Source organism: Neisseria sp. HMSC064E01, assembly GCF_001808875.1.
GTDB classification, from domain to species: domain Bacteria; phylum Pseudomonadota; class Gammaproteobacteria; order Burkholderiales; family Neisseriaceae; genus Neisseria; species Neisseria sicca_A.
Window position 1 is genome coordinate 63,000 of the sequence record NZ_KV794977.1, and the last position, 14,703, is coordinate 77,702.

The following is a 14,703-nucleotide window of genomic DNA, read 5'->3' on the forward strand; positions in this document are numbered from 1 at the left end:
GTACTGGTTTAAAGTTAATCCACTATATATGCTTGAAGTTTTTTCAGACGACCTTATATAAAGCTGCATTGAATACCAACCCCTATTTAAAAGGATGTCCGACATGACGGAGCATAACGAACCGCAACAAACCGAAACTGAAATCGAAACAGCGGCAGAAGTGGAAACCGCCGAAGCCGTCGAAACCGAGCAAACCGAAACGCAACCGGAACCGCCAACTTACGAAGAATTGCAGGCGCGTATCGCCGAGTTGGAAGGGCAGTTGAAAGACAGCGAGCTACGCGGTCTGGCGAACGAGCAAAACCTGCGCCGCCGCCATCAGCAGGAAATCGCCGATACGCACAAATTCGCCGGACAAAAATTCGCCGCCGAAATGCTGCCGGTCAAAGACTATCTCGAAATGGCGCTGCTCGACCAAAGCGGCAATTTCGACGCGCTGAAAATGGGCGTGCAGATGACGCTGAACGAATTGCAAAAAGCGTTCGACACCACGCATATCAAAGAAATCAACCCGCAGCCCGGCGACAAACTCGACCCGCACCAACATCAGGCGATGCAGACGGTCGTCAGCGAGCAAGAGCCGAATACCATCGTCAGCGTCATGAAAAAAGGCTACACCCTGTCCGACCGCGTACTGCGCCCCGCGATGGTTGTCGTGGCGAAAAAAGAAGCCTGAAGGCACCGCTTGATGAAGTTTATCAAGCATAAAATTTTCAGACGCCCCTTCCCCGCCCCTCAAGCCTCAATCCCGCTTTTGGAAAATCATTCCGATGATGCCCAATCGGAAAACAAAGACAAGGCCGTCTGAAAAATAAAATACCGGCCTGTGGATAAATAGTTTAATTTGTTGAATTTTATATTTAAAAAATTTCAACAAAGCCCTTGAAAAAATATCGGGCAACCCTATTTACAGGTCAACGGAACAAAATGTTCCACACGATTATTAACTTAGAAAAATCTTTTTTAGGAGCAACATCAATATGGCAAAAGTAATCGGTATCGACTTAGGTACAACCAACTCTTGTTTGGCTATTTCTGAAAACGGTCAAACCAAAGTCATCGAAAACGCAGAAGGCGCACGCACCACTCCATCCGTTATCGCTTATCTGGACGGCGGCGAAATCCTCGTCGGCGCACCGGCAAAACGCCAAGCCGTAACCAACGCCAAAAACACCATCTACGCTGCAAAACGCTTGATTGGTCACAAATTTGAAGACAAAGAAGTCCAACGCGACATCGAATCCATGCCTTTCGAAATCATCAAAGCCAACAACGGCGACGCATGGGTTAAAGCGCAAGGCAAAGAGCTGTCTCCTCCTCAAATTTCCGCAGAAGTCCTGCGTAAAATGAAAGAAGCCGCCGAAGCTTACTTGGGCGAAAAAGTAACCGAAGCCGTGATTACCGTTCCGGCTTATTTCAACGACAGCCAACGTCAAGCCACCAAAGACGCAGGTCGCATCGCCGGTTTGGACGTAAAACGCATCATCAACGAGCCGACCGCAGCCGCTTTGGCATTCGGTATGGACAAAGGCGACAACAAAGACCGCAAAGTAGCCGTATATGACTTGGGCGGCGGTACCTTCGATATTTCCATCATCGAAATCGCCAACCTCGACGGCGACAAACAATTTGAAGTTTTAGCAACCAACGGCGACACCTTCTTGGGCGGCGAAGACTTCGACCAACGCCTCATCGACTACATCATCGCCGAGTTCAAAAAAGAACAAGGCATTGATTTGAAACAAGACGTGATGGCATTGCAACGCCTGAAAGAAGCTGCCGAAAAAGCCAAAATCGAATTGTCCAGCGGCCAGCAAACCGAAATCAACCTGCCGTACATCACCATGGACGCAACCGGCCCAAAACACTTGGCCATGAAAATTACCCGCGCCAAATTCGAAAGCCTGGTTGAAGACCTGATTGCCCGCTCTATCGAGCCTTGCCGCACCGCATTGAAAGATGCCGGCTTGAGCACCAGCGACATCGACGACGTAATCTTGGTCGGCGGTCAATCCCGTATGCCTAAAGTACAAGAAGCCGTTAGAGACTTCTTCGGCAAAGAGCCGCGCAAAGACGTGAACCCTGACGAAGCCGTTGCCGTAGGTGCAGCGATTCAAGGCGAAGTATTGAGCGGCGGCCGCAGCGACGTATTGCTGCTGGACGTAACCCCTCTGTCTTTGGGTATCGAAACCATGGGCGGCGTGATGACCAAGCTGATTCAGAAGAACACCACCATCCCGACCAAAGCGTCGCAAGTGTTCTCTACCGCCGAAGACAACCAAAGCGCAGTAACCATCCATGTACTGCAAGGCGAACGTGAACGCGCCTCCGCTAACAAATCTTTGGGGCAGTTCAACTTGGGCGACATCGCACCCGCACCGCGCGGCATGCCGCAAATCGAAGTAACCTTCGACATTGACGCCAACGGTATCCTGCACGTTTCCGCCAAAGACAAAGGCACAGGCAAAGCCGCCAACATCACCATCCAAGGTTCTTCAGGCTTGAGCGAAGAAGAAATCGAACGCATGGTGAAAGATGCCGAAGCCAATGCCGAGGAAGATAAAAAACTGACTGAATTGGTCGCTTCCCGCAACCAAGCCGAAGCCCTGATTCACTCCGTGAAAAAATCTTTGGCCGACTACGGCGACAAACTCGACGCAGCTGAGAAAGAAAAAATCGAAGCCGCGTTGAAAGAAGCCGAAGAAGCCGTGAAAGGCGACGACAAAGCCGCCATCGACGCCAAAGCCGAAGCACTGGGCGCAGCCAGCCAAAAACTGGGCGAAATGGTTTACGCACAAGCGCAAGCCGAAGCCCAAGCAGGCGAAAGCGCACAAGCCGAACCGTCTTCCGCCAAGAAAGACGACGACGTGGTAGATGCCGACTTTGAAGAAGTAAAAGATGACAAGAAATAATTGAGATCGTCTGAAAAAAGCGCGAATCGTAAGGTTCGCGCTTTTTGTTTTTTGCTTGATGTGATGTTTTCAGACGACCTCTTGGGATGCGGCATTTCCATTTAAAAGCAAAACGTATCCGACATCCTGCCTTATAGTGGATTAAATTTAAATCAGGACAAGGCGACGAAGCCGCAGATAGTACAGATAGAGACCTTTGCAAAATTCCCCAAAATCCAGATAGTACGGAACCATTCACTTGGGTGCTTCAGCACCTTAGAGAATCGTTCTCTTTGAGCTTAAGGCGAGGCAACGCCGTACCGGTTTAAAGTTAATCCACTATAAACCAAAAGGTCGTCTGAAACCCAATACCATGATTTCAGACGACCTTTAAACAAAAACAATCTTGTCTTATTCCGAATATGTAAACTTCGCGCGTTTGACGTTGCAAAGGATTTCATACGGAATCATGCCGGCAGCTTCGGCGACTTCGTTGATGTTGACAACATCGCCCCACAATTCGACTTCTGCGCCCAACCCTTCTTGGGAAGCGTCGAGTTCGACGGTAATCATGTCCATAGACACCCTGCCGATGATGCGGCTGCGTTTGCCTTCGACGGCAACGGGCGAGTTGGTCGAGGCTCGGCGCGGATAACCGTCGGCGTAGCCGCAGGCAATCAGACCGACGCGGGTGGACTTGCTGGTGTAAAACGTCGCGCCATAACCGATAGGAGAATGAGGTTGCAGGACGCGTTCGCCGAATACGCGGGAAGTCAGGCGCATGACGGGTTTCAGGCGTTCGTCCACGCCGCCGAACGGAGAAATGCCGTAAAGCGCCAGTCCGGCACGACCCCAGTCGCGGCGCGCTTCGGGGACATTCAGGATGGCGGCAGAATTTGCGAGGCTTTCTTCGCCTTCCAAACCTTCACACGCCAAATCAAAGGCTTCAAGCTGCATTTCAGTCATGCCGTTGTCGGGTTCGTCGGCGCAGGCGAAGTGGCTGAATTTGACGATGCCGTCGACGTGTTTGCATTGTTTCAGGGCAGTGTAGGCGGAAGTGTAATTGTGCGGGAAGAAGCCGGCACGGTGCATACCGGAATCCATTTTGAGCCAGACTTTAACGGGGTTCTGCCAATGATGGGCAATTAAGGCTTCGAGTTGCCATTGGCTGCCGACGCCCGGCCACAAATTGTATTTATCGACGGTGGCGTATTCCGACGCTTCAAACACGCCTTCGAGCAATACGATGGGATTGGTAATGCCGCTCTCACGCAATTCGACGGCTTCGTCCACGGTGGCGACGGCAAACCCGTCGGCAAGGTCGGACAATGCGTGGGCGCACCGTACCGCGCCGTGCCCGTAAGCGTCTGCTTTGATGACGGCAAGCATTTTGCCGCCGTGAATCTGTTTCAGGGTTTGATAATTGTGGCGCAGATTGTCCAAGCGAATTCGGGCATTTAATGGACGCATAATTTGTTCTTTCCGTTAATGAAGGTCGTCTGAAAATGGATATTCACGTTTTCAGACGACCTTAAAATATGGCTAATGCTTACAATTATAGGCTTAAAGGCGCATTTTTTAAATATCCAACGCACCCACCCAATCAGTTATCTTATTAACAGATAAGCATCAAGCCGACAGATTGGGATAAAAACCCCAAACATTGGATATTTGAACGTATTGCTTAGACGGAGTTCCTAAAAAACCTCATCCAATCCCCGTTTAAAACCGATTTTTCAATTCCCGCAACGCGGCAAATACTTCCAAACCGCTGTCCAGTTGCTTCCCTGCCAATTCCTCAACCCGTTCGCGGACATGGGGCAAATCGACCCGTAAAAACGGATTGATTTTGCGTTCATGCGCAAGGGTTACGGGCAGGGTCGGCGTATGTTCCGCCGCGCGTAAAGCCGCTTGAATATCGGGATTTTCCGGTTCGATAAATTCGGCAAAACGCAGATTGGCGGCGGTGTATTCATGCGCAGGATAAAACAGCGTTTCTTCCGGCAACTGATTGAACCTTTGGAAACTGTCGTACAACTCCTCTATCGTTCCCGTAAACACCCTGCCGCAACCGGCGGAGAATAAGGTATCGCCGCAGAAAACGTGCAGACCTTCGGCGTTTTCCAAAAGATAGCTGATGTGGCGGTCGGTATGGCCGGGCGTCGCCCACACGGTGACCAACCCGTCGCCGAAGGGAAACTGCGTACCCGCCGTAACCGTATGCGTTGCCACACCAATATCCGTCTCGCCGTACACGGGCGATTCCATAAAGCCGTTTTTGAGGGATTGGACTCCGCCGATGTGGTCGTGATGCAGATGGGTAACCCACGTTTGCGCCAGCATCAGGCGGTTGCGGACGAGGAATACCAAAACGGGCGTGGCATCGGACGGATCGACGCAGGCGGCGTGGTTGCCGTCTTGAATCATCCAAATGTAGTTGTCGTTTAGGGCTTGGACGGGTGTAATTTTCATAGGATTTCTTTTGTAGGGTAGTGGTTTGAGATGCGGCTGAACCATGAAGCCGTATGGTATAGTGGATTAACTTTAAACCAGGACGGCGTTGCCTCGCCGTACTATCTCTGTACTGTCTGCGGTTTCGTCGCCTTGTCCTGATTTAAATTTAATCCACTATAACTACAAAACAGTTTAACAGAAATGGCTTGAACGTTATTGGTATGCTTTATCGGCACAGACCAAAAAGGTCGTCTGAAAAGTGGTTTTCAGACGACCTTTGCTCATTTCCGACAACTTTTAAATCAGTTCCAAGTCCGGGCCGGCGTTTTGGGCGCGGCGGCTGCGCAGTTGGATATCTAAACGCAGGTCGTGTGCGGAGTCGGCGTTTTTAATGGCGTCTTGGAAACTGATGTCGCCGCGTTCGTACAGCTCGTAGAGCGCTTGGTCGAAGGTTTGCATGCCCATGGCGGTAGATTTTTTCATCATTTCTTTAATGCCGTGGATTTCGCCTTTTTGAATCATCTCGGAAATAATCGGCGAATTGAGCAGGATTTCCACTGCGGCTACGCGCCCCTTGCCGCCTTCGCGGGGAATCAGGCGTTGCGAGATGAAGGCTTGCAGGTTGAGCGACAAGTCGGTCAAAAGCTGGGTGCGGCGCTCTTCGGGGAAGAAGTTGATGATGCGATCGAGCGCTTGGTTGGAGTTGTTGGCGTGCAGTGTGGCGAGACAGAGGTGGCCTGTTTCGGCGAACGCCAAGGCATAGTCCATGGTTTCGCGGTCGCGAATCTCGCCGATGAGGATGACGTCCGGCGCCTGACGCAGGGTGTTTTTCAGCGCGGCAAACCAGTTTTCGGTATCCACGCCGACTTCGCGCTGGGTAATGATGCTTTTTTTGTGTTGATGGACGAACTCAATCGGGTCTTCGATGGTGATGATGTGGTCTTGGCAATTTTCATTGCGGTGGTCAACCATCGCAGCGAGCGAGGTGGATTTGCCCGAACCGGTACCGCCGACGAAAATCACGAGGCCGCGTTTTTTCATCACCACGTCTTTCAAGACGGGGGGCAGATTGAGGCTGTCGAAATTCGGGATTTTGCTGGTAATGGATCGGAACACCAACGCCGTCGCGCCGCGCTGTACCATCGCATTGACACGGAAGCGGCTGGTATCGGGCAGGCTGATGGCGAAGTTGCATTCATTGGTGGAGGAAAACTCTTCGATTTGTTTGGTGGACATAATCGAAAAAGCGATTTCCATACATTTTTCGGAGGTCAGCGGCTCGTCGGTAATCGGCGTGATTTTGCCGTCCACTTTCATCGCAGGCGGGAAATTGGTCGTAATAAAGAGGTCGGAGCCTTTGTATTTGTTCATATGGCGCAGCCAAGTGAACAATTCGTCTTTTGCGCTGGGAGGATTGGTCATCATGATATTTGATAATTTCGGTGGTTATTTTATTAAAATGGATTATATCAAATAAATCATGATACATAAAAATGGCAGGATTACCGTATCGAATAATAGGACAGGCGGACAATACAGCGGATTCAATACGGGTATGGAATGCCGCCGCTGCTGTTATAATACCGCCCACAATTTCATGGAAAGGTAAAAAATGTCTGTACAAACAGTAGCAATCATCGGCGCGATGGAACAGGAAATCGAGCTTTTGCGCGAAGCAATGGATAATGTCAAAAGCGTGTCTTTCGGTAAGTTTACCGCCTACGAAGGCGAAATGGCGGGCAAGCGCATGGTGTTGGTATTGAGCGGCATCGGCAAGGTCAACGCGGCGGTTTCAACAGCTTGGGTTATCCATCAATTCGCACCTGACTGCGTCATCAATACCGGCAGCGCGGGCGGTGTAGGCAAAGGTTTGAAAGTCGGCGACGTAGTGGTCGGCACGGAAATCGCGCACCATGACGTCGATGTAACGGCGTTCGGCTATGTTTGGGGACAAGTGCCGCAACTGCCTGCCGTATTCGTTTCAGACGACCTCTTGGTCGGCAAGGCAAAACAGGCGGCGGAAGTGTTTGAAGGCGCGGCGGTAGCGCAAGGCTTGATTGTCAGCGGCGACCGCTTTGTCCACAGCAGCGAAGGCGTGGCGGAAATCCGCAGCCATTTCCCCGAAGTCAAAGCGGTGGAAATGGAAGCGGCGGCGATTGCGCAAGCCTGCCACCAGTTGAACACGCCTTTTGTCGTGATCCGCGCGATGTCCGACTCGGCGGACGAAAAAGCGGACATCAGCTTTGAAGAGTTTTTGAAAACGGCGGCGGCAAGCTCGGCGAAAATGGTGGAAAAGATTGTCGCGTCGCTGTAAAACACGCATAAAATCATGCGGAAACAGTAAATTTCCGCTAGAATGTCAGGCTATTTCACTTTACCTGAAGGTCGTCTGAACGGTCTATTTGATTTTCAGACGACCTTTTCAGAATCACTGCTTATCTTTCAAAATAACAATATGAAAAATATCCGAAACTTCTCCATCATTGCCCACATTGACCACGGCAAATCGACGCTTGCCGACCGCTTCATCCAATACTGCGGCGGCTTGGATTTGCGCGAAATGAGTACGCAGGTACTCGATTCCATGGACATCGAAAAAGAGCGCGGCATCACCATCAAAGCGCAAACCGCCGCGCTCAACTACAAAGCACGCGACGGGCAGGTGTATCAGCTCAACCTGATTGACACGCCGGGACACGTCGACTTCTCTTACGAAGTCTCCCGCTCGCTGTCCGCCTGCGAAGGCGCGCTTTTGGTCGTTGACGCATCGCAAGGCGTGGAAGCGCAAACCGTGGCGAACTGCTACACCGCGATTGATTTGGGCGTGGAAGTCGTGCCCGTTTTGAACAAAATCGACCTGCCCGCCGCCGACCCTGAACGCGTGGAACAGGAAATCGAAGACATCATCGGCATCGATGCCGTCGGCGCGGTGCAATGTTCCGCCAAAAGCGGCATCGGCGTGGAAGACGTTTTGGAAGAAATCGTTGCCAAAATCCCCGCGCCGACCGGCGACGAAAACGCGCCGCTGCAAGCCGTTATCGTCGATTCGTGGTTTGACAACTACGTCGGCGTGGTCATGCTGATTCGAGTGAAAAACGGCACCATCAAGCTGAAAGACAAAGTGCGCTTTATGAGCACCAAAGCGGAAACGCAGGTTGAGCAACTGGGCGTATTCACGCCGAAATCGGTTCAAAAACAAGAACTCAAAGCCGGCGAAGTGGGCTTTTTGATTACTGGCGTGAAAGAATTGGGACAGGCGAAAGTCGGCGATACGGTTACTTTGGTTGCCAACCCCGCCTCCGAGCCGCTGCCCGGTTTCCAAGAAGTGCAAAGTCAAGTATTTGCGGGTCTCTACCCCGTAGAAAGCCACGATTACGAAGCCTTGCGCGACGCTTTGGAAAAATTGCAGCTTAACGACGCTTCATTGAAATTCGAGCCTGAAGTTTCTCAAGCATTGGGATTCGGTTTCCGCTGCGGCTTCTTGGGCCTGCTGCACTTGGAAATCGTACAGGAACGCTTGGAGCGCGAGTTCGACATGGATTTGATTACCACCGCGCCGACGGTGGTTTACGAAGTCGTGTTAAAGAGCGGAGAAAAAATCGAAGTCGAAAACCCGTCCAAACTGCCCGACATCGGCAGCATCGAAACCATCCTCGAGCCGATTATTACCGCGACCATCCTCGTGCCGCAGGAATACGTCGGCAACGTCATGACTTTGTGTAACCAAAAGCGCGGCGTGCAAGTCAATATGCAATACATGGGCCGTCAAGTCATGCTGACTTACGACTTACCCATGAACGAAGTCGTGATGGACTTTTTCGACAAACTCAAATCCACTTCACGCGGCTATGCCTCGTTGGACTACCATTTCAAAGAGTTCCAACCGTCTGATTTGATTAAACTCGACATCATGGTCAACGGCGAAAAAGTCGATGCCTTGAGCCTGATTGTGCACCGTCAAAGCGCGGTTCACCGAGGTCGCGAGCTGGCATCGAAAATGCGCGAACTGATTCCGCGCCAAATGTTCGACATCGCCGTCCAAGCCGCCATCGGCAGTCAGATCATTGCCCGCGAAAACGTCAAAGCCCTGCGTAAAAACGTCTTGGCGAAATGTTACGGCGGCGATATTACCCGTAAGAAAAAACTTCTCGAAAAACAAAAAGCAGGCAAACGCCGCATGAAACAAGTGGGCAACGTGGAAATCCCGCAAAGCGCGTTCTTGGCGATTCTGCAAGTGAGCGACAAATAATGAGCACAAATTTAATCTACGGCGCGATTGCCGCCATCGTTATCGGCATTTTCCTTTATTTCATAAGCAGCAAAGAGCGCCAAGAAAACGGAGAATGGAGTTCCGGCCTGCAATGGGCGTATCTTTTGTGCATGATCGGCGTTTTCGGCATCCTGTCTTTTTACATGAGCTTTACCGCCGTATTGCTGATATTTGTCGTATTCACCGGCATCGTTTGGGCCATTCACAAAGGTCGTCTGAAAAAAGACCCGTCGCATCAGGACAAAGCCCACTTTACCGACTACATGAGCGGCTTTTTCCCGATCATCCTCGTCGTCTTCATCCTGCGCACCTTTATCGCCGAACCTTTCCAAATCCCGTCCAGCTCCATGCGTCCCGGCTTGGTTAAAGGCGACTTCATCCTTGTGAACAAATTCGCCTACGGTATCAGAACCCCGATTATCAACAACGTCCTGATTCCGACCGGACAAATCGAGCGCGGCGACGTCGTCGTGTTCAACTACCCCGTCCAGCCTGAAATGAACTACATCAAGCGCATCGTCGGACTGCCGGGCGATACCGTCGAATACCGCGACAAAGTCCTGACCGTCAACGGACAAGCCACCCCCGACCAACCGAACGGCACCTACTCCTACCCTGACGATACCGAGCCGTCCGCCATCCACAACCCCGAGCTTTTTCAGACGACCCTCAACGGCAAAACCTTCAATATCCTGAAAGAGCCGGGACAACCCTCCGTTTTCCTCCCCTCGATCGACAACTACCGCATGAAAATCATGCCTGAAAACGGTTATTCCGTAGAACAAAGCGGTTTGGAACATTGTCAATACGCCGAAGACGGCAGCGGCTTTACCTGCAAAGTGCCCGAAGGCCGTTACTTCGCCATGGGCGACAACCGCGACAACAGCGCCGACTCCCGCTACTGGGGCTTTGTGGACGACAAACTTATCGTCGGAAAAGCCTTCTTCGTGTGGATGAACTTCGGCGATTACAGCCGCATCGGCAGCAGCATCCACTAAGTTGCCCGTTTCATTTCGATAAAACATAAGGTCGTCTGAAAACTGATTTTCAGACGACCTTTTTTTGCTCTAAACAAAGCTCAAATCAGAACAAGGCGACGAATCGTCTAAACATATAGATGATACGCAAATGATCCACTACCTTAGAGAACTGGTTATCTTTAAATATAGTGGATTAAATTTAAACCAGTACGTCGTTGCCTCGCCTTGCCGTACTATCTGTACTGTCTGCGGCTTCGTCGCCTTGTCCTGATGTACTATCTGCGGCTTCGTCGCCTTGTCCTGATTTAAAGTTAATCCACTATAAAAACAAAATACACCGCCCCTTTCAAACTTAACCCATAAAAAAGCTGAGTCCTGTGATATACAGAACTCAGCTTTTTATCAACCCGTCCAAACAGGCTTTTATGAGCGTCCAATATTTTGGCGCATTCCGTGTTTTCAGACGACCTCTTTCATCAGCCGATCAACTGCTTCAACACTTCCGCTTTGGCTTTATCGTAATCGTCTTGAGCAATCAAACCGCCGTCCAGCAAAGATTTGAGTTTCGCCAATTTTGCCTGTGGGTCTTCGGAGGTCGTCTGAACGCTTTGCGCAGGTTGGGCTGTCGGTTGAGCCGCGGGCTGCATCATGCCCGCCATCGCGCCAGCCATTGCCTGACCGACACCTGCGCCCACGCCCAAGCCTGCGCCGATTCCGGCAAGTCCGCCTTCGTTTTGCGCGGCAAGCGGGATGGATTCGGCAGTTTGGTATTGGGTGTAGCGTCCCAAGTCGCCGATGACGCCCATGGAAATTTTCTTATCCAACGCTTCTTGGATGGCGGCAGGCAGAGTGATGCTTTCGACGGTGAAGTTTTCCAGCGTCAAGCCGAGTTTGGCAAACTCCGCGCCGAGCAATTCGCCGATTTTTTGCGACAGCAAAACTTGGTTTGCCGCCATATCCAAAAACGGAATGCCTGAGCTGCCGAACGCCGCCGCGAGCTGGGTGACGGCGATATTGCGCAACTGGGTTTCCAACTCGACGCCGCTGTATTCTGCTGCTACACCGCTGACTTCTTTAAAGAATTTTGCCGGATCGCTGATGCGGTAGGCGTACATACCGAACGAGCGCAACTGCACCGCGCCGAACTCGGCATCGCGCACGGTAACGGGTTGCGACGTACCCCATTTCCGTGCAAGCTGTTGTTTGGTATTGAAAAAGTAAACGTCGGATTTAAACGGGGATTCAAAGAGTTTGTCCCAGTTTTTCAGGTTGGTCAGCAGCGGCAGCGTTTGCGTGTTGAGCGTATAACGTCCCGGTCCGAACACGTCGGCGGTTACGCCCTCATCGACAAACATCGCCATCTGCGCCTCACGCACGGTCAGGCTCGCGCCGTTTTGAATTTCCTCATCGGCAATCGGGAAACGCCACATCAGCAGGCTGTCGTCGGGATTCGGCCATTGGATGACGTCGATAAACTGTTTCTTGATAAAGTTGAACATTGCGGTTCCTTATTTTGAAGAATGGGATAACACGGAGCGGAGCGGAAATGCGGCCAGCCGTATATTTTGTAAACCGGTTATATAAATCAGGTCAAACAAGCAGCATTCAAGATGCCGATAGACACGGACACCGCGCCAAACAGCGCGCCGACGGCGACGTTGTTGCCAATGAGTTCTTCCGTTGCGCCTTTAATCATCATCGTGGCGGCAAAATACACCAAAATCTGAATCACCGCCGCCGCGAGACCCCACAGGATAAAATCAACGAAACTGACGCTGTGGGCAATGCTGGATGCGAGCGTCAAACAAAATCCAACCAGCGCGCCGCCGAACGACAAGGCGCAGGCAAGGTTGCCGTCTTTAATCAGCCGCAACTCTTCCGCGGGCGTGATACGCAGATACACCGCGCCGAAAACGACAGTCATCGCTACACCCGCAAGCATATATTGCAGGTAAAGCAGGTATTGGGGCAGGGAAATACTCACGATAGGGATTCCTTGGTATTTTGATATAATGGATTATGCCACAACTCTAAGCCATCTGAAATTAAAGGGGTCGCACCGCAAACCAACCCTTCCCTACAAAACAGTTTTTGACTCGGAAACCATACATTCAAGTTCCAAATCAGTATTTCCGATTCCCAATATACCGTTTTACCAATCAAGCCTTTCCATTGTCGAATCATCCGTTTTTCAGATTTCAGACGACCCCTATACAACGCCCACACCATGACCGCCAACCGCACCCTCATCATCTCCGTCTTCATCGTCGCCAGTTGCGGCCTCGCCTACGAACTCATCATCGCCGCGCTGGCGAGCTATCTTTTGGGCGACAGCATTTTGCAGTTTTCCTCCGTCATCGGACTTTATCTTTTCTCGATGGGCATCGGCGCGCACCTGACCCGCTACATCAAAGAAGAAGACGTGTTGCACCGCTTCATCGAAATCGAACTTTTGGTCGGCATCATCGGCGGCATTTCCGCGCTGGCATTGTTCGTCGCCTTCGGGCTTTCCGCCGCCCCGTTCCGCACCCTGCTCTACGCCTTCGTGCTGATTGTCGGTGCGGTCGTCGGCATGGAAATCCCGTTGGTGATGCGCGTGTTAAACCGCAAAGGCGCGGAGTTTAAAGAACTCGTTTCCAAAGTCCTGACTTTCGACTATTTGGGCGCACTCGCCGTTTCCCTGCTCTTCCCGCTCCTCTTAGCCCCCAAACTCGGCATGGCGCGTTCCGCCCTCTTGTTCGGCATTCTCAACGCCGCAGTCGCCTACCTGACCGCACGCGTCTTCAAAACCGAACTGCCCCGCTACCGCGCCATCCGCCTGCGCGCGCTGATTGTCTTGTCCGTCCTCGCCGCCGCCTTCGCCTACGCCGACCGCATCTCCTTCAAGGCCGAACAAAGCTATTTCGGCGACCCCGTCGTCTATCAAAGCCACTCGCCCTACCAGCGGCTCGTCGTTACCCGCTGGAAAGACGACACCCGCCTCTACATCAACGGCAACCTGCAATTCTCATCCCGCGACGAAGCCCGTTACCACGAAGCCCTCGTCCTGCCCGCCATGCAGATGGTTCAAAACGCCGCCCGCATCCTCATTCTCGGCGGCGGCGACGGGCTGGCGGCGCGCGAAGTCTTGAAATACCCGCAGGTCAAACACGTTACCCTGGTCGATTTAGACCCAGACATGACCGCCACTTTTAAAACCTCTGCCGCCTTAAGCGCGCTCAACCAAGGCTCGCTGTCCCATCCCAAAATACACGTCGTCAACGACGATGCCGCAAAATGGCTGGAGGGGTCGTCTGAAAAATTCGACGTCATCATCATCGACCTGCCCGACCCGTCCAATTTCTCGCTGGGCAAACTCTACTCCGTCCCTATGTACCGCCTCGTCGCCCGCCATCTTCAGCTGCAGGGCAAAATCGTCGTCCAATCTACCTCGCCCTACTTCGCCCCCAACGCCTACTGGTCGGTCGTCGCCACCCTCGAAGCCGCCGGCCTTTCCACCGCGCCTTATCACGTTTACGTCCCCTCCTTCGGCGAATGGGGATTTGTATTGGCAGGCTTTGATAAGCAATTCCCCATCCCGCAGAAATTCGACGTCCCCACACGTTATCTCAACGCCCAAACCGCCGCCGAAATGTTCCGCTTCCCGCCCGACATGGCAAGGCGCAAGGTCGAGCCGAACTATCTGAACAACCAAATCCTCGTCAGCTATTTCGAAAGCGACTGGCACAACGTAACCCGTTGAGCTTTTTTCCCAAAACAAAGGTCGTCTGAAAATTTTCAGACGACCTTTTTCACGGCTATTGCTTCACGGGCTTCAAAGTCGGCAAAACCGTATCCCAAATTGCAAGGACTTCGGCTTCGCTGCGCTTCGTCCCGTCTTTTTTCTCCGCGCCAAACTGCATCATGATGCGCGGATCGCCGCCGTCGCGCTCCCAAAAGAACATATATTTGTTGCCGCCCCATTTCACCAGCTTTTCCTCTCCCGACATGCCGTTGATGGTGCGTTTACCTTGGCGGATGGTGTGAGTTAGGGCTTTAACCATTACACCCTTATCTAAATTAACCTTGCGTTTCAACAGTGTCGCTTCGCCTGCTTTCAACACATCGC

General features: G+C 52.0%; 12 protein-coding genes. 6 read left to right on the forward strand and 6 right to left on the reverse strand.

What is annotated here, in order from left to right; all coding sequences use genetic code 11:
• Window positions 1–94: 94 nt before the first annotated feature.
• On the forward strand, window positions 95–676 hold the full coding sequence (grpE, locus tag HMPREF2572_RS12565; protein ID WP_070498935.1) for a nucleotide exchange factor GrpE: 582 nt from the start codon (window positions 95–97) through the stop codon (window positions 674–676).
• 304 nt (window positions 677–980) lie between these two features.
• Window positions 981–2,912 carry a molecular chaperone DnaK gene (gene dnaK / locus HMPREF2572_RS12570; protein ID WP_070498936.1) on the forward strand — a complete coding sequence of 644 codons (1,932 nt, stop codon included), beginning with the start codon at window positions 981–983 and terminating at the stop codon, window positions 2,910–2,912.
• A 390-nt stretch (window positions 2,913–3,302) separates the two neighbouring features.
• Here dnaK and alr read toward each other — a convergent pair whose 3' ends face one another.
• The 3 genes from alr to HMPREF2572_RS12585 all read right to left on the reverse strand — a co-directional run bounded on the left by alr (window position 3,303) and on the right by HMPREF2572_RS12585 (window position 6,770).
• Window positions 3,303–4,361, reverse strand: a complete 1,059-nt coding sequence (gene alr, locus HMPREF2572_RS12575) for an alanine racemase (protein WP_070498937.1) — start codon at window positions 4,359–4,361, stop codon at window positions 3,303–3,305.
• Window positions 4,362–4,613: 252 nt separating this feature from the next.
• Complete coding sequence (gloB, locus tag HMPREF2572_RS12580; RefSeq protein WP_070498938.1) at window positions 4,614–5,363, reverse strand: hydroxyacylglutathione hydrolase; 750 nt, start codon at window positions 5,361–5,363, stop codon at window positions 4,614–4,616.
• A 279-nt stretch (window positions 5,364–5,642) separates the two neighbouring features.
• Complete coding sequence (locus tag HMPREF2572_RS12585; RefSeq protein ID WP_003742946.1) at window positions 5,643–6,770, reverse strand: PilT/PilU family type 4a pilus ATPase; 1,128 nt, start codon at window positions 6,768–6,770, stop codon at window positions 5,643–5,645.
• A gap of 187 nt (window positions 6,771–6,957) precedes the next feature.
• Here HMPREF2572_RS12585 and HMPREF2572_RS12590 point away from each other — a divergent pair, with 187 nt between their 5' ends.
• The 3 genes from HMPREF2572_RS12590 (at window position 6,958) to lepB (ending at window position 10,613) form a co-directional block, all read left to right on the forward strand.
• The gene (locus HMPREF2572_RS12590) at window positions 6,958–7,659 is read left to right on the forward strand and encodes a 5'-methylthioadenosine/adenosylhomocysteine nucleosidase (protein WP_070498939.1); all 702 of its coding nucleotides are present in this window, start codon (window positions 6,958–6,960) and stop codon (window positions 7,657–7,659) included.
• A gap of 141 nt (window positions 7,660–7,800) precedes the next feature.
• Window positions 7,801–9,594, forward strand: a complete 1,794-nt coding sequence (gene lepA / locus HMPREF2572_RS12595; RefSeq protein ID WP_002226499.1) for a translation elongation factor 4 — start codon at window positions 7,801–7,803, stop codon at window positions 9,592–9,594.
• Window positions 9,594–10,613 (forward strand): signal peptidase I, encoded by a 1,020-nt coding sequence (lepB, locus tag HMPREF2572_RS12600; protein WP_070498940.1) that lies wholly within the window; start codon window positions 9,594–9,596, stop codon window positions 10,611–10,613. The genes lepA and lepB overlap by 1 nt, the downstream gene beginning before the upstream one ends.
• Before the next feature lie 458 nt (window positions 10,614–11,071).
• Here lepB and HMPREF2572_RS12605 read toward each other — a convergent pair whose 3' ends face one another.
• Both HMPREF2572_RS12605 and HMPREF2572_RS12610 read right to left on the reverse strand, forming a co-directional pair.
• Window positions 11,072–12,094 (reverse strand): SPFH domain-containing protein, encoded by a 1,023-nt coding sequence (locus HMPREF2572_RS12605; protein ID WP_070498941.1) that lies wholly within the window; start codon window positions 12,092–12,094, stop codon window positions 11,072–11,074.
• A gap of 86 nt (window positions 12,095–12,180) precedes the next feature.
• Window positions 12,181–12,579 carry a DUF350 domain-containing protein gene (locus HMPREF2572_RS12610; protein WP_210385320.1) on the reverse strand — a complete coding sequence of 133 codons (399 nt, stop codon included), beginning with the start codon at window positions 12,577–12,579 and terminating at the stop codon, window positions 12,181–12,183.
• A 243-nt stretch (window positions 12,580–12,822) separates the two neighbouring features.
• Here HMPREF2572_RS12610 and HMPREF2572_RS12615 point away from each other — a divergent pair, with 243 nt between their 5' ends.
• Entirely contained in the window at window positions 12,823–14,337 is a 1,515-nt protein-coding gene (locus tag HMPREF2572_RS12615; protein ID WP_070498942.1) for a polyamine aminopropyltransferase, read from the forward strand.
• Window positions 14,338–14,392: 55 nt separating this feature from the next.
• Here the strand turns inward: HMPREF2572_RS12615 and HMPREF2572_RS12620 are convergent.
• A partial coding sequence (locus HMPREF2572_RS12620) for a T6SS immunity protein Tli4 family protein (protein WP_246827823.1) occupies window positions 14,393–14,703 on the reverse strand: 311 nt, incomplete at its 5' end.